The organism is Amycolatopsis sp. lyj-112 (genome assembly GCF_046549055.1).
GTDB lineage: Bacteria > Actinomycetota > Actinomycetes > Mycobacteriales > Pseudonocardiaceae > Amycolatopsis.
Genome location: NZ_JAJPWS010000002.1, coordinates 525,685 through 548,398 on the forward strand (window position 1 = coordinate 525,685; position 22,714 = coordinate 548,398).

Genomic DNA, 22,714 nt, shown 5'->3' on the forward strand with positions numbered 1-22,714 from the left:
GCGCTCAGCGGGCGGGGACCTGGGCGATCACCCAGGCGGACAGCGCCGACGGATTGCGGGTCTGCGTGAGCAGCTGTCCCGGACCGGCGAAGTCGAAGACGAGGCCTTCACCGCTCTTCATCGACTGGATCATGCCGGTGGCGACCTTGCGGATCTGGTACTGGACGGTGTCGGCGAACGCGACGACGTGCCCGGTGTCGATGGTGATCACCTCGCCCTGCTGGAGGGTGACCGTCTCCAGCGCGCCGTAACAGGCCACGACCAGCGGGCCCTGTCCGGTCGCGTGGGTGAGGAAGCCGCCTTCGCCGCCGGCGAGGTTCTTGAGCCCGCCCCATTTGGTCTCGGTCTGCACGCCGTGCGACGACGCGAGCCACGAGCCGCGGGTGACGCACCAGCCGGTGCGGCCGTCGAGGTTGATGACCTGCATGTCGCCGGGCAGGTTCGCGGCGACGTCGACCCAGCCGCCGTTCTGCGGGGCGGTGTAGGTGGAGATGAAGAAGGACTCACCGGAGAGGAAGGCGCGGCCGAGACCCTTCATGATGCCGCCCTGCGCCTGGGACTGGACCTGCACGCCGTAGCTCGTCGCCATCATCGCGCCGGACTCGACCTGCGCCGGTTCACCCGGTGCGAGCTGAAGCCTGGCCACCGCGAACGATGGCTGGTGACGGATCTGAACCTGCATGTCTTCGTCTCCCCGGTGGTCGTTGTGACGCGCAGAGTCTTGCATGCGGCGCCCGACCGGGGAGGATGGTCGGCGTGATCTCCGTCGACACCCACCGTGAGACCGTCACCGGCCTTCTGGGAAACGCCCCCGTCATCCCCCTTCCGCTCGCCTCCGCCGCCGGGCTGGTCCTGGGCGAGGACGTGTTCGCGGGGGTCTCGCTGCCACCGTTCGACAACTCCGCGATGGACGGTTACGCGGTCCGCGCGGCCGATATCGCCACCGCCGACACAGTGCCGGTGACGTTGCCGGTCGCCGACGACATCCCCGCCGGCCGGATCGACATCGGGAACCTGGAACCCGGGACCGCGCACCGGATCATGACGGGCGCCCCGCTGCCGCCCGGCGCGGACGCGGTCGTGATGGTCGAGCACACGGACGGGGGCGTGACCGACGTCCGGATTCTCAGGACGGCTGTCCCGGGCGCGCACATCCGGCGTCTCGGTGAAGATGTAGTCGAAGGCACGCTGGCGCTTTCGGCCGGGACGGTGCTGGGCCCGGCGCAACTGGGCCTCGCCGCGGCCGTCGGCCTCGCCGAGGTTCCCGTGCGGAGGCCGTTGAGGGTGCTCGTCGCCTCCACCGGGACCGAACTCGTCGACGCGCCGAATCCCTTGCGGTTCGGGCAGATCTACGAGTCGAACAGCATCATGCTCGCCGCCGGGATCCGCGCGCTCGGCTGTCAGGTCGACGTCGTGCGCAGTGTCGTCGACGACGTGGACGAGTTCCGCGCGGTGATCGAGCCGCGGCTGGCGGAGGTGGATCTGCTGGTGACCTCGGGCGGGGTGAGCGCGGGCGCGTACGAGGTCGTGAAGGACGCGCTGACCGGGCAGGGCGTGGAATTCCGGAAGGTCGCGATGCAGCCGGGCGGGCCGCAGGGCTGCGGCCGGTGGAACGGTGTGCCGGTGGTGACGCTGCCGGGCAACCCGGTGAGCGTGCTCGTGTCGTTCGAAGCGTTCCTGCGGCCGGCCTTGCTCGCCGCGATGGGACATTCCGGAGTGGACCGCCAGAAGGTGCGGGCCCGGCTGACCGAGTCGATGACGTCCCCCGCCGGACGGCGTCAGTTCCGGCGGGGCTTCTATACACATTCCGAAGGCGAGGTCACCGGGATCGTCGGACCGCGCGGCGGCCCCGGTTCGCACCTGCTGGCGTCGTTCACGCAGGCGAACTGCCTGATCGTGCTACCTGAGGACGTCGACTCGGTCGAGCAGGGCGCCGAGGTGGACGTCCTCCTGCTCTGACCGCCCCCCGCGTCGCGTTTAGCCCGCTAAACGCGACGTGGTCGGGAAGTCCCGGCACCGGCCGATCGGCGTGAACAGCAGCGCGGCGACGGCGACGACTTCGAGCCCGGCCATCAGCCACAACGTCTGCCGCACGCCGGCGGTCTCGCCGAGGATCCCGCCGAGCAGGCCGCCGAGCGCGATCGCGCCGAAGCTCAGCACGGACATGCTCGCGGTGACCCGGCCGAACATCGCCGCCGGGACGTAGCGCTGCTTGAACGTGGCGTTGAGGACGTTCGAGCCCACCACCCCGGCGCTGAGCGAAAACCCCGCGGCGACGAAGAACGCGAGCCCCCAGCCTCCCTGCGCGAGCGGCCCCAGCAACATCATCAGCGCCCCGAAGCCCTCACAGAGCACGAAGGCTCGCGCGGTGCCGATGCGTGCGGCGAGTTTGCCCGACAACGCGGCGCCGAAGACACCGCCCGCGCCGACGAGCGCGAGCACCAGACCGACGACACCCGGCCCCACCCCGAGATCGCGGGCGAGGAAGACGACCTCGATCGACTGATACCCCATGAGCGCGACGTTCGAGACCGCGCCGAAGACCGCGAACACGCGCAGGAACCGGTCGTGGAGAACGAAATCGAGGCCCTCGCGGATCTCGTCCCGCAGTCGCGACCGCGTGGTGACCACGCGCCGTGGCTCGCGGTAGCGGATGGATCGCAGACACAGCAAGGAGATCCCGAAACTGACGGCGTCGGCGAACACCCCGGCGACGGCGCCGAAGCCCTGGGCCAACAGCCCGGCGAGCCCGGGGCCGCCGATCTGTGCGGCGGACTCGCTGCCTTGCAGTTTCTCGTTGGCCTCCTGGAGTTCCTCCTTCGAGACCAGTGAAGGCAGATAGGCGCGGTAGGCGACGTTGAAGAACACCTTCGCCACGCCGCCGGCCAAGGCGACGACGAGCAACTGGGTCATCGTGAGCAGGCCGAACCACGCGGCGACCGGGACGCTCAGGAACACCACCATCGAAACGGTGTTGCACACCAGCATGATCGGCCGCTTCGGCCAGCGATCGACCCACGCGCCGGCGGGCAGGCCGATCAGCAGCCACGGCAGCCAGGCGGCCGCGGTCAGCAGCCCGACCGCGAACGTGCTCGCCTGCAGGGTGACCACGGCGACCAGCGGCAGCGCGACGACCGCGATGGAACTGCCGAGCACGCTGGTCGTCTCGCCGGACCACAGCAGCCGGAAATCGCGTGAGCGCAGCAATCCGCCGCGTTCGCGGGTGATCACGGCCGGGCCGGGACGGCTCGGGTGGAGAAGAACACCGGTTTGCGTTCCTGGCCGTCGTCCGGCTGGTCACGGTCGCTGTACTCGCGGACCAGCGCCTGGATCCGGCCCTCGATCTCGGCCATTTCCGCGACCGACAGCTTCATCCAGCTGTCGGTGACGAAGGCGGCCCGATGCCATTCCTCCGGATAGTTCTCGCGTTCGGCGAACCATTGCCGTGCCATCGAAACCTGCCGTTCCAGGGCGAGGGATTCGGCGGCGGCCGCGACCGGGTCGTCCGGGAAGTCCGACGGCGACCAGGAAACCGCGTAGCCGACCCTGCGCCACCAGCGCTCACGGCGGTCGCGGGCGAGTTCGGGCGCCTCCTCGACGAGCTCGCTGGCGGCGAGCACCTTCAGGTGGTGGCTGACGTTCCCGACGGCCTGCCCGGTCCGCTCGGCGAGCACCGACGCCGTGCACGGGCCGTCGACGCGGAGGACGTCGAGCAGCCGGCGCCGCAGCGGGTGGGACATCGCGGCGAGCACCTTCGAATCGTGGACTTCCCGCACTTCGTCGTCGGTCATAACGCACAACAGTAGTTGCACAAGAGATCTTGTACAAGTCCTCTTGTGCGCTACTCCATCCGCGCCGGTAGCCTGGTCGCATGGGTTTCTTCTCGTGGATCGTCTTCGGCGCCATCGCGGGCTGGCTGGCCAATATCGTGGTGGGCGGCCCCGACCGGCGTGGCGGCTGCCTGTTCAGCATCCTGATCGGCGTCCTCGGCGCGGCGCTGGGCGGTTTCATCTACCGCGTCGCGACGGGCAGCGAGCAGTCCTTCGACTTCGACTTCCCCAGCTTCGGCGTCGCCATCCTCGGCTCGATCGTGCTGCTCGCCCTGCTGCGCCTGGTACGCGGCTCCGGCCGCCGTCGTGATGCGCAGCCGCCCTATCGCCGCTGACCAGCGGAGTGACCGTTGGTAACGGTTTTCTCGCGAGCGGTGATCAACGGCTTCCGGCCGAGTAATGTGGGAGGTTCGCTCAGTTCCGGTGCCCGCGTCCGGGTGCATGTGCCGTCGGGGGGCATATGCACCCGTTCGCCCGCGCCCGCGCGATGACGGCGGCCGCGCGTACGGGGTCGACGAGTGCGGGCATCGGCGCCGCCGAAATGTCCCTCTTCCAGGCTCGGAACAGCTCGGCGAGACGCTCGCCGACAGGGTCCGGGCAGGCGGGCATTCTCAGGTCCTCAAGGTCGGCGATCAGCTCCCATTACCTAGAGTTATCGACGAGTTCCACCTACCGTTACCCGGATGTGGTCCCTCCCACCCGTGGCGGGGAAACCCTTCCGGGGGAGGCCACGCCCGCGGGTGAGACAGGGCGGTAGCGTGGTGGCTTCTCAAGACCCCACTCCCCGACACGAACTGCGGTGACCCCGACCAATGAGCGGCAACCGGCCGGAATCCACTGGCAACCCTCTCGCACACGCCGTGAAGCTGGCCCGCGAGACCGTTCCGCCGATGCACCCGGCCGGCAGGCCGTTCGTGTTCGGCGGTCTCGCCGCGACCCTGGTGCTGCGGAAGTTCTCCAAGCGCCTCGGTGTCGTCGGAGCGCTCGCGACGGCCGCCACGGCCGCGTTCTTCCGTGAGCCCCAGCGCGTCCCGCCCACCCAGTCCGGCCTCGCGGTCGCGTCGGCGGACGGCCTGGTCTCGCTGATCGAGGAAGCCGTCCCGCCGCCCGAGCTGGGGCTGTCCGCCGAACCGCGGATGCGGGTGAGCGTGTTCCTGTCGGTGTTCGACGTGCACGTCCAGCGGATCCCGGCGTCGGGCGTGATCGAGCAAGTCGCTTACCGGCCCGGCAAGTTCCTCTCCGCGGACCTGGACAAGGCGAGCGATGACAACGAGCGCAACTCCGTGCTCATGCGCACCGAAGACGGCCACGAGCTCGTCGTGGTGCAGATCGCCGGGCTGGTCGCCCGGCGCATCCTCTGCGAAATCCGCGAGGGTGACAAAGTCGGCGTCGGATCGACGTACGGCATCATCCGCTTCGGCTCGCGAGTCGATCTGTACCTGCCCCCCGGCAGCAAGGTCCTCGTCTCGAAGGGCCAGCGCACGATCGGCGGGGAAACCCCGATCGCCGAGCTGCCCGCGGCGCCGCACCCGGAAGGCTGATCCATGGTCCGCGTGACCACTCCCGGCGTCCGGCTGCTGCCGAACGCCATCACCGTGCTCGCCCTGTGCGCCGGTCTGTCGTCCGTGCAGTTCGCGCTGATCGGCAACTACCCGATGGCGATCGCGTCGATCGGGATCGCCGCGGTGCTCGACAGCCTCGACGGCCGGATCGCGCGCCTGCTCGACGCCACGTCGAAGATGGGCCAGGAGCTCGACTCGCTGTCCGACGGCATCTCGTTCGGTGTCGCGCCCGCGCTGGTGCTGTACGTCTGGCACGCCGAGGGCGAACGCATCGGCTGGGTGGTGTCGCTGATCTTCGCGGTCTGCATGATCCTGCGGCTCGCGCGGTTCAACACCCTGATCGAGGACACCGAGCAGCCGCCCTACGCGGGTGAGTTCTTCGTCGGCGTGCCCGCTCCCATGGGTGGCCTGCTGGCGATGCTGCCGCTGATCCTGGAACTGCAGTTCGGGCAGGGCTGGTGGTCGCACCAGTACACGGTCTGGGTGTGGACGATCGCGGTCGCCGCACTGCTGATCAGCCGGATCCCGACGCTTTCGCTGAAGACCGTGAAGGCGCCGCCGAAGGCGATCGCGCCGCTGCTGGTCGGCGTGGGCCTGCTGGCCGCCGCGATCATCCAGTTCCCGCTGGTGGCGCTGGCGATCGCGATGGTGCTGTACCTGGCGCACATCCCGTACTCGATGTACCGCCAGCGCTGGCTCGCCGGGCATCCGGAGGCCTGGATGGCTCCGCCGCGGGAGCGGCGCGCGATCCGGCGTTCGTCGAGCCGCCGCCGTCTGGGCCTGCGCCCGCCGCTGCGCCGCGTCGTCGCCGGTGCCGCCCAGCGGGTCCGGCTGCAGCGAGGCGAGCAGCACGTCGCGCGTGCTCCGCGCACGATCTCCCCCGAGAAGGACCGGGACAACGGCCGTGGCCCGCGACGTCGTTCTTGGCGCCGGATCGGGCTGCGGAAACGCTGACCTCGCCGTCGGCTGGATAGGGTGACGGGGTGAGCGCACCCCAGATCACGCTGACCGTCCGGCACACCCCGTCCGCCCTCGATTCCCGCCGCGGCGTCGTCCGGCTGCACCCCGAAGTCCTCGACGCGCTCGGCCTGATGGCCTGGGACGCGGTCCGCCTCACCGGCGCCCGCGTCAGTTCCGCGCTGGCCGCCCCGGCCGAGGCGGAAGGGCTGCCGGGCGTGATCCTCGTCGACGACGTCACGATGTCGAACCTCGGCGTGACCGAGGGCTCCGAAGTGGTCGTCGCGCCGGCGGAGGTCTCGGCCGCGAAAACGGTCACCGTGTCGGGCTCGCGGATGGCGAGCGTTTCGCTCTCCCCGCACACCCTGCGGCTCGCCCTGATCGGCAAGGTGCTGACCGTCGGCGACGCGGTTTCCCTGCTCCCCCAGGATCTCGCGCCCGCTCCGGGCTCCGACGTCTCCGCCGTGCGCGGCCAGCTTTCGCGCGCCATCGGGATGACGTGGACGAACGAACTGCTCACCGTCACCGCCACCGAGCCGTCGGGCCCGGTCGCCGTCGGACCGTCCACTGTGGTCAGCTGGCGGGACGGCGCCCGCACCGGTGAAGCCACGCCCGCCGCCGCTCCGGCCCGCGCCGGGACGACGCTGGTGCGCAGCACGCCGGTCGCCTCGAACGACGACTTCATCGACGCCGAGATCGTCGAGGAGGAGCAGATCGACGAGGTGGCCGAGGAAAACGTGCCGCCGCTGTCCGATCTCGCCGGTTCCGAATCGGCGGCGCGCAAGCTCGCCGAATGGTTCGACCTGGCCTTCCACCGGCCCGAACTGCTGGCCAAACTGGGGACGTCGGCGCATCTCGGCGTCCTGCTGTCCGGCCCGGAAGGCGTCGGCAAGGCGACCTTGGTCCGCGCCGTGGCGCAGGCCGAGAAGGTCCGCGTGATCTCGCTCGCGGCGCCGAACATCGCCGTCCTCGATCCGAACGTGGCGGCCGCGCGCCTGCGCGAGGCGATCGCGCAGGCCACCCGCGACGACGAGCCCGCCGTCCTGCTGATCACCGACATCGACGCGCTGCTGCCCGCGTCGCAGCCGCCGCCGCTCGCGACGGTCGTCCTCGACGACCTGCGCAAGGCGTTGCGCAACAAGGGTTTCGCGGTCATCGCCACCACCGGCCGCGCCGAGTCCACCGACCCGCGGCTGCGCGCGGCCGACCTGCTGGACCGCGAACTCGGCCTGCCGCTGCCGGACGCCAAGACCCGGACGGACCTGCTGCGCGTCCTGCTGCGCGACGCCCCGCTGGAGACCGGCGTCGACGTCGGCCCGATCGCCGAGCGCACCCCCGGTTTCGTGGCCGCGGACCTCATCGCGCTCCGCCGTGACGCCGCCCTCCGCGCCGCGTTGCGGCAGCGTGACTCCGAAGAACCCCGGATCTCCCAGCAGGATCTGCTCGACGCGCTGACCACCGTCCGCCCGATCTCGATGTCCACTTCGGACAATCTGGCCACCGGCGGGCTCACCCTCGACGACGTCGGCAACATGACCGACGTCAAGCAGTCGCTCACCGAGGCGGTGCTGTGGCCGCTGCGCTACCCGGACTCGTTCGCGCGCCTGGGCGTCGACCCGCCGCGCGGGGTGCTGCTGTACGGCCCGCCCGGTGGCGGCAAGACGTTCCTGGTGCGTGCGCTGGCCGGCACCGGCGCGCTGAACGTGTTCGCGGTCAAGGGCGCCGAGCTGATGGACAAGTGGGTCGGCGAGTCCGAGCGCGCGGTGCGGGAACTCTTCCGCCGCGCCTCCGAGGCCGCGCCGTCGCTGATCTTCCTCGACGAGATCGACGCGCTCGCCCCGCGCCGCGGCCAGTCCTCGGACTCCGGCGTGTCGGACCGGGTCGTCGCGGCCCTGCTGACCGAATTGGACGGTGTCGAGCCGATGCGCGAGGTCGTCGTCCTCGGCGCGACGAACCGGCCGGAACTGGTCGACCCGGCGCTGCTGCGGCCCGGACGGCTGGAGCGCCGCGTCTACGTCCCGCCGCCGGACGCGCACGCGCGGGAGGCGATCCTGGCCGCCAACGCGAAGAACACGCCGCTGGCGTCCGATGTGGACCTCGCCGCCGTCGCGGCCACTTTGGACGGTTACTCGGCGGCGGACTGCGCGGCGCTGATCAGGGAGGCCGCGCTGACCGCGATGCGGGAGTCACTGGAGGCCAGCGAGGTCACCGCCGCACATCTGGCGAAGGCCTCGGAGACCGTGCGACCTTCGCTCGACCCGGCCCAGCTGGCGGCGCTGGAGGCCTACGCGCAGAACCAGGCGTAAGTACGTGAAGGCCCCCTTCCCTGCGCTAGACGCAGGGAAGGGGGCCTTCACGTACTACTAGGAGCCGGTCTTGCCGTTGGTCTTGTAGTTGTTCGTGACGATGACGATCACGCCCGGGGCCGACTTCTGGATGCCGTCGAACCGCGGCTCGGCGCGGAAGCCGAACTCGAGGGCGATCGCCTTCGCGGCGGCCTCCTCGTCGGTGCCCGGCCGGAAGTAGGCCGTGGTCGCCGGGATGATGCCGGACGAGTAGTTGCTGACCTCTTCGACCTTCCAGCCGGAGGCGCGGAAGTCGTCGGCGGCACGCGTGGCGAGACCGTGGACGGTGCTGTTGTTGTAGACCCGCACGGTCACCCACTTGTTGGATGCCTGCTGGTCGCCACCCGGCTGCCCCGGTTGCCCGGTCTGGCCGGGCTGCCCCGGCTGGCTCCCCGGAGGCGCCGAACTCGCGGGCGGGCTCGACGGCGGCGCCGACGAAGCGGGCGGTGAGCTGGCCGGTGGTGTCCCCGGCGCCGGGGACGACGGCGGGGTCGCGCCGTCCGAGGTCGTGGGCGTGGACCCGGGCGGAGTGGCGGTGTCGGAATCACCGCCGTTGGTGGCCAAGGTGATCCCGCCGATCACGGCGGCGATCACGGCGATACCGACCAAGGCCAGTCCGGCGGCCTTCATCGGCCGGGACAGACCCGAAAACAGACTCATGAGAGATCGATCCCCAGTCGCCGGGCCGCGCGGTTGCGCTGCCGGGCCGCTCGCGTCTTTTGCAGTCGCTTCACCAGCATCGGATCGGCCTGCATGGCTTCGGTCTTCTCGAGGAGCCGGTTCAGCAGCTGGTAATACCGCGTCGTCGACATCGAGAAGCGTTCGCGGATGGCCTGTTCTTTCGCACCGGCGTATTTCCACCACTGCCGCTCGAAGGCGAGCATGTCGAGCTCGCGCTCACTGAGGCCGCTCACGGTCTCCGACGGGGACGGCTGGTCGGGCTCAGCCATCGACTCCGCGGCGTCCATCTGACTCCTCGCAATCAGGTCAGTGCTCGGCGGGCGTGAAACCACAGGCTTGTCATTCCGCGGCGCCATTAGACCACGGATCCGGTGCCCGGCCTCGGCATCGGCGTCGGCGCGTCATGGGTAAGGGTGTACCAGAAGGGTCCGACTAAACTGCGCGCGTGACCGTCCATCCCATCGTGATCGCCGGCGAGCCAGTGCTGCACAACCCGACTCGGGAGATCACCGAGTTCGACGACAAGCTGCGCACGCTCATCGACGACATGTTCGAGACCATGTACGCCGCCGAAGGGGTGGGCCTCGCGGCCAACCAGATCGGCCTCGACCTGCGAGTGTTCGTCTACGACTGCCCCGACGACGAGGGTACGCGCCACAAGGGCGCCGTGGTGAACCCGAAACTCGAGACGTCGGAGATCCCGGAGACCATGCCGGACCCGGACGACGACTGGGAAGGCTGCCTCTCGGCCCCCGGCGAGTCGTACCCGACAGGGCGGGCTTCGTGGGCGAAGGTCACCGGCTCCGACGTCGACGGTAATCCGATCGAGGTCGAAGGCACCGGCTACTTCGCGCGCTGCCTCCAGCACGAAACCGACCACCTGGACGGCTTCATCTACCTCGACCGGCTGGTGGGCCGCCACGCCCGCGCGGCGAAGAAGATGCTCAAGTCGAACAAATGGGGCGTTCCGGGCAACTCCTGGGTACCCGAAGCCGAGCCCGAACCCGCCGAAGACTGACCTTCTCGCGTCACCTCGCGCGCTATGAACGACTCGTTACTTGCAAAATTCGCAAGTAACGAGTCGTTCATAGCATTACGGGACCGAGCCTCAGCAGCCCAGGAAGTGGCAGCGCACCACCCGCGGCTGCTCGATCACCTTCCCGGTCTGCACCGACCAGGCGAGCCGGAGGTACTGGGCGTGCGTCCACGCCAGCGGCGTCGCGGACGCCGTCGGTGTGCCCGCGGGGAAGCCCAGCTGACCCGAAGGCGCGTTCTCGTCCCAGACCTGCTCCGGCATGGTGTCACCGGAACTGCTGACGCGACCAAGATCGCGAAGGCGCTTCGCGGCCATACCCCGATCACCTGCGGCGAGGTCGTATTCGCCGCGTTCACCCGCGAGCAGCGGCCAGAGTCGCCCGAAAGTGGTCCGGCTTTCCGCCGGGAAGGTGTAGTCCCACGGTGAGCCGTCGGCCTTCTCGCCGTAGCCGTCCTTCGTGTACCGGTGCCAGAACTGACCCGTCGGAGTGGTGAACGCGATGTCGGCGTCGGTGACCTTGATGCTGTTGCGGATCACCGGATCGTCGGCGCGGTAGATGCCCAGCCTCACCAGTTCGAGGAACCCGGCGTCGGTCACCGCACGCTGGTCCATGGTCACACTGGAGTTGCCCAGGTTGTACTTCGTGCCGTTGTTCGCGTTGCCGTCCTTGGTCAGCCGGACGAAGTACGGGTCCTTCGACAGCGGACCGTTCGTGGTCACCGTCCACTGGACGAGCTTTGCTTTGAAAGCGTCGGCGGTGTCGAGGTAGCGCTTCGCGTCGGCGGAGGCGCCGTTCGCCTTGGCGATGTCGGCCGCGCAGACCAGCCCGGCGATCACCGCGGCGATCGTCGAGGGCGAGTAGCCGTCCTGTTCCTCCCACCGTTCCTGCTGGCTGTACGGCGAGGCGTGGCCGTTGTCGGCCTTATAGGACACCAGGAATTCCGCCGCCTTGCGCACGCCTTGCCAGGTTTTCGCGTCGGTGCGGCCGAGTTGCTGGGCGAGCACGATCGGCAGAGCCGTCTCGTCGAGCTGGATCGACGTCCAGTACGGCGTGCCGTCGACGTGGCTGTTCTGCGGCATATGCCCGTCCGGCAACTGCTGCGTGCCGAACATGTAGTCGACGGACCGGTTCGCCGCGTCACGGTCGCCGGCGGCGAGCAGGCCGGTCGCGATCTGATAGAGGTCGCGCGGCCAGACCAGGTGATACGTACCCGACGGCGACCATTCCGGGTCGTTATTGCCGAATCGCCACGGCATGCTCGGCGCGGCGATGAACGCGCCCCGGTGGGTCTTGTCCTCGCTCGCGGCGAGCATGAGGACGGAGGCCTTGTAGAGGTCGCGTTCCTTCTTCGTCTTGATGGACGACGGCACGTCCTTCACCTGACGGAGGTACTGCTTCCAGCCACGGTCATACGAACGGGCCGCGTCGTCGAATCCGCGCCGTTGCGAGGCTTTCGCATTGGCGAGCGCCTCGTCACCCTTCGCGCCCATGCCGAGCGAAAGCGTGAGGTGCCGTGAGCGGACACCGTCGGCGGACGTCTGCCCGGTGAGCAGGACGTTGCCCTTGGGCGCGCTCGCGTACTCCTTGAGAGTGAAGGACTTCGTCAGCTGGGTAATACCGTCGGAGGAACCCGCGTATCCCACGCTGGTGCGGGAGAACGCCGGTTCCGCGGTCAACGCTGCCGCCGTCTTCGCATCGGACGCGACCGCGTTCGCGCCGTTCGCCCGCGCGGAGTCGTCGGATCCCTCGTTGGTGAGATCCGGGTCCGCGACCGCGAACACCTGGTAGGGACGGCCGGTCAGCGAAACGAAGTCGACATCGATCAGCACGCTCGCCCGTGCCGGGTCGGTGACGTAGGTCTTGCGGACCTTCCAGCGGCGCTGGTCGTCGGTGATCGTCTGCTCGTAGGTGAGACCGTCGGCGTCGGTGCGGCGCACCTGCTGGGCCTTGGCCGAGGAATCGACGGTGGCGAAGCTCTTCCCGTCGGTGACGACGAGGTCGAGCGCGCGGACGCTCGGTGTGGACAGGTCCGGGTAGTAGACCTCCGAGAGGCGGCCACCCTGCAGGGTGAACCAGACCTTGCTCGCCCGGTCGCGGGCGGTACCGAAGCCGGTCTTGTTCGCCGGAAGCCAGCTCGGATGGGCGCCGGGCGCTCCGGGCGCCTCACCGCCCTCGGCCGTCGCCACCGCCGGGACCAGACCGGCGATCAGGACGCCTGCCAGTGCCGGGAGCATGAGTTTTCGCATATCGACCCCAGACTTCTGTAACGGTGCAGAGCCCAGAATTGTGTCGTGAATCCCGTGCGGGCACATGCTCCAAACCGGTGAACCGGTAACGCTGTCGACATGTCTCCTCACGCAAGTAGTCCTCTAGTTGCGGTAGTTGCACGCGCATGTAGCGCAACTAGAGGACTAGTTGCGGCTTCGGAGTGACCATCGCCCTGGAGGGTTGATTGCGGGAGCCTCGCCGTGGCATGGTCGGGGCCACAACCAAACAACGCGGGAGCTCGCGCCATGGCGGGCTGAGAGGGCGGCTGGTGTCTTTCTAGGAGACTGTGATCTTCGAAAGGCATGGGCGCCGCCGACCGCATGAACCTGACCGGGTAATGCCGGCGTAGGGAGTGAACGTCGTTGACGACGCTTGAGAACAATCCCGCCATCACGCCCACAGTGACCACCGGGCCGATCACCGGTTCGCGAAAGGTCTACAACCAGACGGAATCCGGCCTCCGGGTCCCCGCGAGGCGGATCGATCTTTCGAACGGCGAGCATTTCGACGTTTACGACACTTCGGGTCCGTACACCGACACGGACGCCGAGATCGACGTCCACAGTGGACTCCATCGGCTGCGCGCGGGCTGGGCCGACGGCCGCGAGCACAACACCCAGCTCGGCTGGGCGAAACAGGGCATCATCACCCGCGAAATGGAGTACATCGCGGCACGGGAGCGCTGCACGCCGGAATTCGTGCGGGACGAGGTCGCGCGCGGCCGCGCGGTGATCCCGGTCAACCGCAAGCACCCGGAGAGCGAGCCGATGATCATCGGCAAGAAGTTCCTGGTGAAGATCAACGCCAACATGGGTAACTCGGCCGTCTGGTCCTCCGTGGAGGAAGAGGTCGACAAGATGGTGTGGGCCACCCGCTGGGGCGCCGACACCATCATGGACCTCTCCACCGGCAAACGGATCCACGAGACCCGCGAGTGGATCATCCGGAACTCGCCGGTCCCGGTCGGCACCGTGCCGATCTACCAGGCGCTGGAAAAGGTCAACGGTGAGCCGGAAAAGCTCACGTGGGAGATCTACCGCGACACCATCATCGAGCAGTGCGAGCAGGGCGTCGACTACGTCACCGTGCACGCCGGCGTGCTGCTGCGCTACATCCCGCTGACCGCGCGGCGGGTCACCGGCATCGTCTCGCGCGGCGGCGCGATCATGGCCGCCTGGTGCCTCGCGCACCACAAGGAGTCGTTCCTGTACACCAATTTCGCCGAACTTTGCGAGATCCTTCGCGAGTACGACGTCTGCTTCTCCCTCGGCGACGGGCTGCGTCCCGGGTCGATCGCCGACGCGAACGACCGAGCGCAGTTCGCCGAACTGGAAACGCTGGGCGAGCTCACGCATATCGCCCGGGACCACAACGTCCAGGTGATGATCGAAGGCCCCGGCCATGTGCCGATGCACAAGATCAAGGAGAACGTCGAGATCGAGGAGAAGCTGACCGGCGAGGCGCCGTTCTACACCCTCGGCCCGCTCACGACCGACATCGCGCCCGCCTACGACCACATCACCTCGGCCATCGGCGCGGCGCAGATCGGCTGGTACGGCACGGCGATGCTGTGTTACGTCACGCCGAAGGAGCACCTCGGCCTCCCGAACCGCGACGACGTCAAGACCGGCGTGATCACCTACAAGATCGCCGCGCACGCCGCCGACCTCGCCAAGGGCCACCAGTACGCGCAGGAGTGGGACGACGAGCTTTCCAAGGCCCGCTTCGAATTCCGCTGGAACGACCAGTTCAACCTGTCGCTGGACCCGGACACCGCCCGCTCGTTCCACGACGAGACGCTGCCCGCGGAACCAGCGAAGACGGCGCACTTCTGCTCCATGTGCGGGCCGAAGTTCTGCTCGATGCGGATCACGCAGGACGTCCGCAAGTACGCCGAGGAACACGGACTGTCCACTGTGGAAGCCATCGAGGCGGGCATGACGGAGAAGTCGGAGGAGTTCGCCGAGCAGGGCAACAAGGTCTATCTGCCGGTGGTCACTAAGTGACGGAAACGCCCAAGACCGCCCTCACCATCGCCGGCTCCGACAGCGGCGGTGGTGCGGGCATCCAGGCCGATCTGCGCACGTTCTTCGCCAACGGTGTGCACGGGATGGTCGCGCTCACCGCGGTCACCGTGCAGAATTCGCTGGGCGTGCAGGGTTTCAGCGAGATCCCGGTCGACGTCGTCACCGGCCAGATCAAGGCCGTCGCCACCGACATGGGCGTCGACGCCGCCAAGACCGGGATGCTGGCCACGGCCGAGATCATCAACGCCGTGGCCAAAACGCTCGACGAAGTCCACATCGGACGGAACACCTCGACGCCGTTCGTCGTGGACCCCGTCGCCGCTTCGATGACCGGGCACGCCTTGTTGCGCGAGGAAGCGCTGGAGGCGATCCGCACCGAACTGTTCCCGCGCGCCACGCTGATCACGCCGAACCTCGACGAGGTCCGGCTCCTCACCGGCGTCGAAGTGACCGGACCCTCGACTCAGCGAGATGCGGCGAAGGCGTTGCTGGAGTTCGGTTCCGAGTGGGTACTGGTCAAGGGCGGGCACCTCGACGCGGCTCAGGACTGCGTCGATCTGCTGTCCGACGGCGCGTCGTGGATCGAGCTGAGCGGACCGCGCTACGACACGCGGAACACGCACGGCGGCGGGGACACCATGGCTTCGGCCATCACGTCTTCCTTGGCCAAGGGAGCCGACGTCCCCACCGCGGTCGCCGACGGGAAACGGTTCATCGAGCGGTGCGTCGCGGAGTCGTACCCGCTGGGTGCGGGAGTCGGCCCGGTGTCACCGTTCTGGCGGCTGGGCGACGCCTGAGCCGCGCGTGGGCAAGAAGTCGTGAGTGGTAATGACGGTTCTAACCGTCATTACCATTCACGAGACCCTTAGCTAGTCTTAAGCCGAGGAGCGTCCACGGCCCAGTACCAGTTGTTCCCCGCCGCATAGAGGCGCCAGGTCAGCTTCACCGAACGCGCGCCGGCGGGCACCTTGATCGACGCCGACGTCGGCACCGAAAGCACGTCGCCGCCCTTGTTCGCCGTGCCGGACTCCGGCCCGTAGGCCAGCACGCTCTGCTCGGGCCCACCATCGAACGACGCCGTCAGCGCACCTCGCTGCGTACCGTCCTGCCGGTAGTGCGAGACGAACGATACGTCCACAGTGGACTTTCCGGCAACGTCAAGCCCAGGTGAAACCAGGGAAGAGTCGAACGTGCCGCGCGAAGACGGCGATCCCTTGTCGTCCCACTCGTCCGGGTCGGCGACCGCGAAGACGCCACGTGCCCGGGCGTTCGCCTCGCGCTGCTGCCCGGGTGCGGTGCGGGTCCAGAAGTCGTCGGTGGTGAAGGCCCAGCCCTGCCATTCCGTAACCCCGGCGGGCATCCCGGACGCGTTCCGCACGGTCCAGCCGCCCGGCGCGTCGTGGGTCCAGCCGAGGACACCCGCCGGGACACCGGTCTCGTCTTGCCGGGGCTTCAGGGAAGCAGTGTCGAAGACGTCCGCGGGCGCGGCGCCGAGTGCGTAGCCGTCGTAGACCGTCGGGGCGGTGATGCCGAGGTGCCGCAGCACGGTGGGCGCGATGTCGACGATTTTCGGCGCCACAGCGGGGGTTCCGGCCGGGACCGCGCCTCCCGCGGCGATCACGAACGTCATCCGCTCCTCGGGAGTGTCCCCGCCGTGCCCGCCCGAGGGCGTGTGACCGTGATCGGCGGAGATCATGACCAGCCAGTCCTCGTCCGCCCGGTTCGCCCGCGCGTCGATCGACGCCAGCAACCGGCCGATCAGCGCGTCGTCGGTCCGCAGGCTGGCCTCGTACTGCGACGAATCCGCACCGTGATCGTGGCCCGCGATGTCCGTCTGTCCGAAGTAGACGAATGACGCGTCGGCCTTGTCCTGCTTGAGATGCTTCTCCGCGTCGACGGCGACCTGCTCGTCGGTCTTCTCGTAGCCGGCGCTGTCGCCGTTCAGCACGAACTTGCGGTCCTGGCCCGTGCGCAGGATCCGGTCGCTGATCGGCGTCCAGTCGACGGCGGCATAGGTGTCGAGCGCCGGGTTCGCGGTCTCGGCGCGGGCCAGCCAGCTCGGATGCGCGGCGAGATCGTTGCCGGTGAAGGAATTGTCCTTCACCTTGTGTTTGTCCGGCCAGACGCCGGTGAGGATCGTGGACCAGCCGGGACCGCTGACCGTCGGGGCCATTCCGCTGCCGTACAACGAACTGCGGGACGCGTAACCGCGATTCACCAGCGCGTGGACGTTGGGAGTGTCCGCGGCCAGCAGCTTGTCGAACCGAGCGCCGTCCAGGCCGATGACCAGCACCTTTGGCGTCTTGGCCGCGGCAGCGGCGACGCCTGAAGTGAGCCCGGCGACGGCCACCAGGGCCGACAGGAGGGATAGCGTTCTGCGCACAAAAGCCTCCGGGTAACTTGTTCGAACCAATTGCTCGTCAAGTTAGTGCGCCGAACTGTCTTCCCGATGAAGTCCGCGTGCCCGCCGGACGGACTTCAGCCGACGGGCTCCATCACCCGCGAGTCGTAACTCTTGCGGGATTCGAGGATCCCGTCGAAGTTGTCGATCGACCACGCGCTGACCGCCATGAGCAGCGTGCTCGCGCCGGTGCCCCGCTCGGTCAACGCGTACTCGACCGTCGGTGGCGTGGTCGGGTAGACCGTGCGCGTGACGAGGCCGTCGCGTTCGAGGGCGCGCAGGTTCTGGGTCAGCATCTTCTGGCTGATGCCGCCGACCGCGCGGCGCAGTTCACCGAACCGGTGCGGCTGCCGCGACAGCGCCCCGAGCACCAGCGCGGTCCACTTGTTGGCGAGCAGATCGAGAACGTCTCGGCACGGGCAGTTCCGCAGGTAGATGTCCCACGGCGATTCCGGCACTTCACAGGTGGTTTCCATCAGGTACCTAGTTTACCCAAAAGTGCCTTCTAGCGAAAAGTGACCGGGCGGCCGACCATGGAGGGCACCAACAACAGAGGAGCTTTCGATGCGCGTGGTGACCCAGCAGCGGCTTGGCGGCCCGGAGGTGCTGACGGTGACCGAGGCCGAGCGCCCGTCGCCCGGCCCGACCGAGGTACTCGTGCGCGTGCGCGCCGCGGGGATCAACCCGGTGGACTGGAAGACCCGGGCCTACGGCGTCTTCATGGGCGAGCCGCCGTTCGTCCTCGGCTGGGACGTTTCCGGTGTGGTGGAGGAGCTCGGCGCCGGGACGACGCTGTTCGCCGTCGGCGACGAGGTCCTCGGCTTCCCCTGGTTTCCCCGGCATGCCGGTGGCTACGGCGAATACGTGACGGCGCCCGCCCGTCAGTTCGTGCGCAAACCCGCGAACCTCTCCCACGAAGAGGCCGCCGGGCTGCCGCTCGCCGGGCTCACCGCGTGGCAGGGCCTCGTGGACATCGCCGACGTCCGGCCCGGTCAGCGCGTGCTGATCGACGCGGCGGCCGGCGGGGTCGGCCACCTCGCCGTCCAGGTGGCGAAAGCCCGCGGGGCGTACGTGCTGGGCACGGCGAGCGCCGGAAAGCACGAGTTCCTCAGGGAACTGGGCGTCGACGAGGCGATCGACTACCACGACGCGAGCGCGACGGCGTCCGATGTGGACGTCGTGTTCGGGCTGGTCGGCGAAGACAGCGACCTGCGCTGGCTCGGCTCGGTGAAGCCGGGCGGCCTGCTGATCGCGGTTCCGGGCGGCGTGAGTGAAGCCGTTGCCGCGAAGGCCGGGAAGCTGGACGTGCGGACGTCGGGGATGCTCGCCGAACCCGATCAGATCGGCCTCCTGGCACTGACCGACCTGATCGAGAAGGGCGAACTGCGCGTCCACGTCGACCAGACCTTCCCGCTGGAGGACGTCGCCAAGGCCCACGAAGTCGGCGAAGGCGGCCGTGTCACCGGAAAGCTGGTCTTGACCGTCTAACCGCGCGGGAGCACCTGGGGCAGGACGGTGGTCAGGCCCGTCCAGTCCGAGGTGAGCACCGACGCGTGGTTCTTCGCCAGCAGCACGGCCCGGTCGCTCGCCTGCTGAGGAGTCGGGTTCCGGGAGTCGATGGCCGGCGCGACGTTGTGCGCGTCGGTCATCACGACGTAGTAATGGTTGTCGTCGTACCAGCCCGGCCCGGTCTGGGTGAGCCACGCGTTCGCGTCGCCGTCGAACACCACGAACCACGGCCGCAGCCCGGCATCGGCGTACTTGCTCCGCGGATCACCCGGGGCCGCGCCGTGCACCGTCGGGAAGATCTGCGCCTCGCCGACCCGGCCCGCGTCCTTGAGCGACCGCAGATACCGCGCGTACTCCACATCGGTCTTGAGCGTGTCCGTCGGATTGCCCTCCTCGACCGTGCCGGGGATGACTTCGATGATCACCTTGCCCCGCAACGCTTCCAGCGATGGCCAGTTGTCCGCTTTGGCCGCGTCGTCGAGGGTCGCGTGGCCGCCGAGCAGGTCCGCCGGCCGGAACACCGCGCCGCCGAGATGCCCCCGGATGGACGCGTCGAGTTCGTCCGGGCCGAGGCCCCGGTTGTCCGCGAACCCGGTCTTCATCTCCAGCTTGAGCGTGAGCGGTTTGCTGTCCGGATGCGCCGACAGCCAGACGCGGATGTCGTCGAGGCAGTGTTCGAGGTTCTTGTTCCGCCCACCGGTGTACAACTGTGACGGCGAACTCGCCGCGACGCAGTTGTTGTTGTTCCCCAACGGGTTCGAGTGACTGACCTTCCACTCGCGGGTGATGATGTTGGGCCAGACGTCGAGTTCGATCAACGAGGTGCCGGCGTCCAGCGCCCGCGCGAGATAGTCGTAGGCACCGGTCTCATAGGTGTTGTGGACGCCGATCGTGGTCACATGGGAAACCTTCGCGGAGTCCGCGTTCGCGGCCGTGCCGGAAAGCGACGCGGCCACGACCGCACTGATCAGGAAGATCGCAGGGGAGAGTTTCATCCTGGCCCTTTCACGCACCGGTAGTGCTTTGGCTCACACACTGTGCCACCGTGATGGACTGCGGCCGAAGCCGTGTTGAACCGAACGGATGCCATCAAAAGTCGGGAAAATGAACCCATGAGCGAAAACCCGAGCCCGCCGACCGCGCTGACCATCGCCGGCTCCGACTCCGGCGGCGCCGCCGGCCTGCAGGCGGACCTGCGCACGTTCCTCACCTGCGGCGTGCACGGCCTGGTCGCGGTCACCGCGGTGACCGTCCAGAACACCCTCGGCGTGCACGACCGCACCGACATCCCGGCGCATATCGTCGCGGGACAGATCGAGGCCGTCGCGGCCGACATGGGCGTCAACGCGGCCAAGACCGGCATGCTCGCCTCGGCCGAGATCATCCACGCCGTCGCCGCCGCGTGCGACAAGGCCGACATCGGGCGCCACCGCAAGGTGCCGTTCGTGGTCGACCCGGTCGCGGCCTCGATGCACGGGCATCCGCTGTTCGACGACGCCGGTCTCGTGGCGCTGCGGGACGAACTCCTGCCGCGCGCGACCGTCCTCACGCCCAACCTCGACGAGGTCCGGCTGCTGACCGGGATGACCGTGACCACCCGCGAGCAGATGCACCAGGCGGCCGTCGTCCTGCACCGGCTCGGCCCGAGGTACGTCCTGGTGAAGAGCGGCCATCTGGTGTCCGACCCGGAATGCGTCGACGTGCTCTTCGACGGCTCGACGTTCGTGGAACTGCCCGGTGAGCGGTTCGCGACGCAGCACACGCACGGCGCCGGGGACACCATGGCGTCGGCGCTGACGGCCGGTCTCGCGAAGGGGATGTCCGTGGTGGAGGCCGCGCGGTACGGCAAGTGGTTCGTTTCACACGCCGTCGAAAACGCCTACTCCATGGGCGCGAAGGTCGGTCCGGTTTCGGCTTTCTGGAGGCTTGCGCCGGAGCACTGAGAACTCGTCCGGTTACGATCTGCGCCGAAGGAACCAGCGAACAGGGGCGGGGCGTTGACCGGACGCGAGAGGGTGGCCGAGGTCGTCGAGGCCCGCCGCTTCCAGAACTTCATCATCGCGGTGATCATCTTCAACGCCGTCACGCTCGGCTTGGAGACCTCCACGCGGATCGTCGGTGAGTACGGGCGCCTGCTGCACACGCTCGACTACCTCGCGCTCGGGATCTTCGTGCTCGAACTGGGCGCGAAGTTCTACGCCTACCGCGCGAAGTTCTTCCGCGATCCGTGGAACATCTTCGACCTGGCCGTCGTCGGCATCGCGGTGATCCCGGCGACCGGACCGTTCGCGGTGCTGCGGGCGTTGCGCGTGTTGCGGATCCTGCGGCTGATCTCGGTCGTGCCGTCGATGCGGAAGGTCGTCTCCGGCCTGCTCACCGCGATCCCCGGGATGGCGTCGATCGCCGCGCTGCTCGGGTTGATCATCTTCGTCGCGGGCGTGATGGCGACGAAACTGTTCGGCGCCATCTCGCCGGACAACTTCGGCGACCTCGGCACTTCGCTGTTCACCCTGTTCCAGGTGATGACCGGCGAGGCGTGGCCGGACATCGCCAAGGAAGTCATGCGGGAAGCACCCATGGCCTGGGTGTTCTTCGTCGTGTACATCCTCGTATCCAGCTTCGCGGTGCTGAACCTCTTCATCGCCGTCGTGGTCAGCGGGATGGAGGACGAGCTTCGCCAGGACTTCCGCGAGGAGGAGGCGAAGCAGGCCGAAACCCAGGCTGCGGCGAACAAGGAGATCCTCGACGAGCTTCGGGCTCTTCGCGCCGAAGTCGCCGAGTTGAAACAGAACGCCTGAGTCTCAGTCCGCGACCAGCGCTTCGAGCGCAGGCAGAGCCGCTGCCAGCGCGGCCTGGTGCTCCGGAGTCAGCTTTTCGAGACGACGTCCCAGTTCGTTCACGCGCGTCGACCGGACGCCGGACACCATCCGCTCGCCCTCTTCGGTGGCCTGCGCGAGCCAGGCGCGCCTGTCGACCGGGTCCGATTCGCGGCTGACGTAGCCGGCCTCGACGAGCGAAGCGACGATCCTCGACATGGTGGCCGCGGCGACGCCTTCCTTCGCCGCGAGGTCACCCAGACGAAGCTGCCCGTAGTTCACGAGCGTGGCGAGCGCCGAGATCGCGCCGTGGCCGGGTCCGGGCACTCCCGCCTGGCGCAGGGACCGGGACAACCGGCCCACCGCCAGGAACAATCTGCCCGAAACGTCCTGGACCGCTGACGTGGTCACCACTGGCTCCTCTGGGTTCACGGCGGCGGGTGCGCCGCCGGAGAGTGCCGTCAACGATACGGGCTTCGGCAGCGCACTCGCCGTTAAGGCCGTGAACCGTACAAAAGGTTCATCGAGGCGGGCTCGAGGCGTGGGCCCAGAACCGCTGCGGAATCCGGCCCGCACCGGCGGCCAGCCGCCCGGCCACGACCGCGGCGCGCATCGCCGACGCCATCCGTTCCGGGTCCGCCGCCCTGGTCACGGCGGTGGAGAGCAGGACGGCGTCGCAGCCGAGTTCCATCGCCAGCGTCGCGTCCGACGCCGTGCCGATCCCGGCGTCGAGGATCACCGGGACACCCGCGCGCGCCACGATCAGCTCGATGTTGTGCGGGTTCCGGATGCCGAGACCGGTGCCGATCGGCGCGCCGAGCGGCATCACGGCCGCGCAGCCCGCCTCCTCCAGCCGCAGCGCCAGCACCGGGTCGTCGTTGGTGTAGGCGAGCACGGTGAAGCCGTCGGCGGTGAGCTGTTCGGCCGCTTCGAGGGTCTCGAACGGATCCGGCAGCAACGTCCGGTCGTCCGCGTGGACCTCCAGCTTGACGAGGTCGGTGTCGAGCGCCTCCCGCGCCAGCCGCGCGGTGAGCACGGCTTCGGCGGCCGTGCGGCAGCCGGCGGTGTTGGGCAGCAGGCGGATACCGAGGCGCCGCAGCAGTTCCAGCACGCCGGAGCCGCCCTCGGCGTCCGCGCGGCGCATCGCGACGGTGGTCAATTCCGTGCCGGACGCCACCAGCGCGCGTTCCAGCACGGCGAGGTTCGCCGTACCGCCGGTTCCGATGACGAGCCGTGACGAGAGCTTGTGCTCGCCGATGACGAGGTGGTCACCGTCCATTT

General features: G+C 68.8%; 22 protein-coding genes and 1 riboswitch. Of the genes, 11 read left to right on the plus strand and 11 right to left on the minus strand.

The genetic code is table 11. The features are described 5' to 3' along the window. Positions 1 to 4 precede the first annotated feature (4 nt). Positions 5 to 682, minus strand: coding sequence for a TIGR00266 family protein (locus tag ACLJRL_RS09285; protein ID WP_410655664.1), 678 nt, complete (start codon positions 680 to 682; stop codon positions 5 to 7). Between the two features lie 74 nt (positions 683 to 756). Here ACLJRL_RS09285 and glp point away from each other — a divergent pair, with 74 nt between their 5' ends. Further along, complete coding sequence (glp, locus tag ACLJRL_RS09290) at positions 757 to 1,959, plus strand: gephyrin-like molybdotransferase Glp (protein ID WP_410655665.1); 1,203 nt, start codon at positions 757 to 759, stop codon at positions 1,957 to 1,959. Positions 1,960 to 1,977: 18 nt separating this feature from the next. Here glp and ACLJRL_RS09295 read toward each other — a convergent pair whose 3' ends face one another. Together ACLJRL_RS09295 and ACLJRL_RS09300 are read right to left on the minus strand one after the other, a co-directional pair. Beyond that, positions 1,978 to 3,231 (minus strand): MFS transporter, encoded by a 1,254-nt coding sequence (locus ACLJRL_RS09295; RefSeq protein ID WP_410655666.1) that lies wholly within the window; start codon positions 3,229 to 3,231, stop codon positions 1,978 to 1,980. Then, the gene (locus tag ACLJRL_RS09300; RefSeq protein WP_410655667.1) at positions 3,228 to 3,791 is read right to left on the minus strand and encodes an ArsR/SmtB family transcription factor; all 564 of its coding nucleotides are present in this window, start codon (positions 3,789 to 3,791) and stop codon (positions 3,228 to 3,230) included. Before ACLJRL_RS09300 ends, ACLJRL_RS09295 begins: the two co-directional genes overlap by 4 nt. 80 nt (positions 3,792 to 3,871) lie before the next feature. Here ACLJRL_RS09300 and ACLJRL_RS09305 point away from each other — a divergent pair, with 80 nt between their 5' ends. From ACLJRL_RS09305 to ACLJRL_RS09320, 4 genes are all read left to right on the plus strand, one after another. Next, positions 3,872 to 4,165, plus strand: coding sequence for a GlsB/YeaQ/YmgE family stress response membrane protein (locus ACLJRL_RS09305; protein ID WP_410655668.1), 294 nt, complete (start codon positions 3,872 to 3,874; stop codon positions 4,163 to 4,165). 477 nt (positions 4,166 to 4,642) lie between these two features. Continuing rightward, positions 4,643 to 5,371 (plus strand): phosphatidylserine decarboxylase, encoded by a 729-nt coding sequence (locus tag ACLJRL_RS09310; protein ID WP_410655669.1) that lies wholly within the window; start codon positions 4,643 to 4,645, stop codon positions 5,369 to 5,371. Positions 5,372 to 5,374: 3 nt separating this feature from the next. Next, positions 5,375 to 6,346: a CDP-diacylglycerol--serine O-phosphatidyltransferase gene (gene pssA / locus ACLJRL_RS09315; protein ID WP_410655670.1), complete on the plus strand. Its 972-nt coding sequence runs from the start codon at positions 5,375 to 5,377 to the stop codon at positions 6,344 to 6,346. 29 nt (positions 6,347 to 6,375) lie between these two features. Continuing rightward, positions 6,376 to 8,655 carry an AAA family ATPase gene (locus ACLJRL_RS09320; RefSeq protein ID WP_410655671.1) on the plus strand — a complete coding sequence of 760 codons (2,280 nt, stop codon included), beginning with the start codon at positions 6,376 to 6,378 and terminating at the stop codon, positions 8,653 to 8,655. Positions 8,656 to 8,712: 57 nt separating this feature from the next. Here the strand turns inward: ACLJRL_RS09320 and ACLJRL_RS09325 are convergent, their stop codons facing one another. Together ACLJRL_RS09325 and ACLJRL_RS09330 are read right to left on the minus strand one after the other, a co-directional pair. After that, the gene (locus ACLJRL_RS09325) at positions 8,713 to 9,354 is read right to left on the minus strand and encodes a LytR C-terminal domain-containing protein (protein ID WP_410655672.1); all 642 of its coding nucleotides are present in this window, start codon (positions 9,352 to 9,354) and stop codon (positions 8,713 to 8,715) included. Next, positions 9,351 to 9,662, minus strand: coding sequence for a DUF3263 domain-containing protein (locus ACLJRL_RS09330; RefSeq protein ID WP_410655673.1), 312 nt, complete (start codon positions 9,660 to 9,662; stop codon positions 9,351 to 9,353). The genes ACLJRL_RS09325 and ACLJRL_RS09330 overlap by 4 nt, the downstream gene beginning before the upstream one ends. Before the next feature lie 158 nt (positions 9,663 to 9,820). On the opposite strand from ACLJRL_RS09330, the gene ACLJRL_RS09335 reads away from it, so the two are divergent. Then, complete coding sequence (locus ACLJRL_RS09335; protein WP_410655674.1) at positions 9,821 to 10,393, plus strand: peptide deformylase; 573 nt, start codon at positions 9,821 to 9,823, stop codon at positions 10,391 to 10,393. Between the two features lie 90 nt (positions 10,394 to 10,483). Here ACLJRL_RS09335 and ACLJRL_RS09340 read toward each other — a convergent pair whose 3' ends face one another. Next, positions 10,484 to 12,658, minus strand: a complete 2,175-nt coding sequence (locus tag ACLJRL_RS09340; protein WP_410655675.1) for a glycoside hydrolase family 15 protein — start codon at positions 12,656 to 12,658, stop codon at positions 10,484 to 10,486. A gap of 242 nt (positions 12,659 to 12,900) precedes the next feature. Then, a riboswitch (TPP riboswitch) is annotated at positions 12,901 to 13,049 on the plus strand. On the opposite strand from ACLJRL_RS09340, the gene thiC reads away from it, so the two are divergent. Both thiC and thiD (ACLJRL_RS09350) read left to right on the plus strand, forming a co-directional pair. Further along, positions 13,043 to 14,686, plus strand: coding sequence for a phosphomethylpyrimidine synthase ThiC (gene thiC, locus ACLJRL_RS09345; RefSeq protein WP_410655676.1), 1,644 nt, complete (start codon positions 13,043 to 13,045; stop codon positions 14,684 to 14,686). (Overlaps the previous riboswitch by 7 nt.) Further along, positions 14,683 to 15,504 carry a bifunctional hydroxymethylpyrimidine kinase/phosphomethylpyrimidine kinase gene (gene thiD / locus ACLJRL_RS09350; RefSeq protein ID WP_410655677.1) on the plus strand — a complete coding sequence of 274 codons (822 nt, stop codon included), beginning with the start codon at positions 14,683 to 14,685 and terminating at the stop codon, positions 15,502 to 15,504. Before thiC ends, thiD (ACLJRL_RS09350) begins: the two co-directional genes overlap by 4 nt. A gap of 68 nt (positions 15,505 to 15,572) precedes the next feature. Here the strand turns inward: thiD (ACLJRL_RS09350) and ACLJRL_RS09355 are convergent, their stop codons facing one another. Then, the gene (locus ACLJRL_RS09355; RefSeq protein ID WP_410655678.1) at positions 15,573 to 17,090 is read right to left on the minus strand and encodes an alkaline phosphatase family protein; all 1,518 of its coding nucleotides are present in this window, start codon (positions 17,088 to 17,090) and stop codon (positions 15,573 to 15,575) included. 95 nt (positions 17,091 to 17,185) lie between these two features. Next, complete coding sequence (locus ACLJRL_RS09360; protein ID WP_410655679.1) at positions 17,186 to 17,584, minus strand: winged helix-turn-helix transcriptional regulator; 399 nt, start codon at positions 17,582 to 17,584, stop codon at positions 17,186 to 17,188. Positions 17,585 to 17,672: 88 nt separating this feature from the next. Between ACLJRL_RS09360 and ACLJRL_RS09365 the strand changes: the two genes are divergently transcribed. Continuing rightward, positions 17,673 to 18,596, plus strand: coding sequence for an NADP-dependent oxidoreductase (locus ACLJRL_RS09365; RefSeq protein WP_410655680.1), 924 nt, complete (start codon positions 17,673 to 17,675; stop codon positions 18,594 to 18,596). Here ACLJRL_RS09365 and ACLJRL_RS09370 read toward each other — a convergent pair. Next, entirely contained in the window at positions 18,593 to 19,612 is a 1,020-nt protein-coding gene (locus tag ACLJRL_RS09370; protein WP_410655681.1) for a phosphatidylinositol-specific phospholipase C domain-containing protein, read from the minus strand. The genes ACLJRL_RS09365 and ACLJRL_RS09370 overlap by 4 nt on opposite strands. 117 nt (positions 19,613 to 19,729) lie before the next feature. Between ACLJRL_RS09370 and thiD (ACLJRL_RS09375) the strand changes: the two genes are divergently transcribed. Both thiD (ACLJRL_RS09375) and ACLJRL_RS09380 read left to right on the plus strand, forming a co-directional pair. Next, the gene (thiD, locus tag ACLJRL_RS09375; RefSeq protein WP_410655682.1) at positions 19,730 to 20,560 is read left to right on the plus strand and encodes a bifunctional hydroxymethylpyrimidine kinase/phosphomethylpyrimidine kinase; all 831 of its coding nucleotides are present in this window, start codon (positions 19,730 to 19,732) and stop codon (positions 20,558 to 20,560) included. 54 nt (positions 20,561 to 20,614) lie between these two features. Then, positions 20,615 to 21,415 (plus strand): ion transporter, encoded by an 801-nt coding sequence (locus ACLJRL_RS09380; protein WP_410655683.1) that lies wholly within the window; start codon positions 20,615 to 20,617, stop codon positions 21,413 to 21,415. A 3-nt stretch (positions 21,416 to 21,418) separates the two neighbouring features. Here the strand turns inward: ACLJRL_RS09380 and ACLJRL_RS09385 are convergent, their stop codons facing one another. Together ACLJRL_RS09385 and ACLJRL_RS09390 are read right to left on the minus strand one after the other, a co-directional pair. Next, complete coding sequence (locus tag ACLJRL_RS09385) at positions 21,419 to 21,844, minus strand: MarR family winged helix-turn-helix transcriptional regulator (RefSeq protein ID WP_410655684.1); 426 nt, start codon at positions 21,842 to 21,844, stop codon at positions 21,419 to 21,421. A 109-nt stretch (positions 21,845 to 21,953) separates the two neighbouring features. Further along, the gene (locus ACLJRL_RS09390) at positions 21,954 to 22,712 is read right to left on the minus strand and encodes a thiazole synthase (RefSeq protein ID WP_410655685.1); all 759 of its coding nucleotides are present in this window, start codon (positions 22,710 to 22,712) and stop codon (positions 21,954 to 21,956) included. Between the last annotated feature and the right edge of the window lie 2 nt (positions 22,713 to 22,714).

Excerpts from the sequence above, each read along its gene's own strand:
- ACLJRL_RS09285 (WP_410655664.1), bottom strand. The coding sequence starts at position 682 with ATGCAGGTTCAGATCCGTCACCAGCCATCGTTCGCGGTGGCCAGGCTT.
- ACLJRL_RS09300 (WP_410655667.1), bottom strand. The coding sequence starts at position 3,791 with ATGACCGACGACGAAGTGCGGGAAGTCCACGATTCGAAGGTGCTCGCC.
- ACLJRL_RS09305 (WP_410655668.1), top strand. The coding sequence starts at position 3,872 with ATGGGTTTCTTCTCGTGGATCGTCTTCGGCGCCATCGCGGGCTGGCTG.
- ACLJRL_RS09310 (WP_410655669.1), top strand. The coding sequence starts at position 4,643 with ATGAGCGGCAACCGGCCGGAATCCACTGGCAACCCTCTCGCACACGCC.
- pssA (WP_410655670.1), top strand. The coding sequence starts at position 5,375 with ATGGTCCGCGTGACCACTCCCGGCGTCCGGCTGCTGCCGAACGCCATC.
- ACLJRL_RS09325 (WP_410655672.1), bottom strand. The coding sequence starts at position 9,354 with ATGAGTCTGTTTTCGGGTCTGTCCCGGCCGATGAAGGCCGCCGGACTG.
- ACLJRL_RS09330 (WP_410655673.1), bottom strand. The coding sequence starts at position 9,662 with ATGGACGCCGCGGAGTCGATGGCTGAGCCCGACCAGCCGTCCCCGTCG.
- ACLJRL_RS09340 (WP_410655675.1), bottom strand. The coding sequence starts at position 12,658 with ATGCGAAAACTCATGCTCCCGGCACTGGCAGGCGTCCTGATCGCCGGT.
- ACLJRL_RS09360 (WP_410655679.1), bottom strand. The coding sequence starts at position 17,584 with ATGGAAACCACCTGTGAAGTGCCGGAATCGCCGTGGGACATCTACCTG.
- ACLJRL_RS09365 (WP_410655680.1), top strand. The coding sequence starts at position 17,673 with ATGCGCGTGGTGACCCAGCAGCGGCTTGGCGGCCCGGAGGTGCTGACG.
- ACLJRL_RS09370 (WP_410655681.1), bottom strand. The coding sequence starts at position 19,612 with ATGAAACTCTCCCCTGCGATCTTCCTGATCAGTGCGGTCGTGGCCGCG.
- thiD (WP_410655682.1), top strand. The coding sequence starts at position 19,730 with ATGAGCGAAAACCCGAGCCCGCCGACCGCGCTGACCATCGCCGGCTCC.
- ACLJRL_RS09390 (WP_410655685.1), bottom strand. The coding sequence starts at position 22,712 with ATGGACGGTGACCACCTCGTCATCGGCGAGCACAAGCTCTCGTCACGG.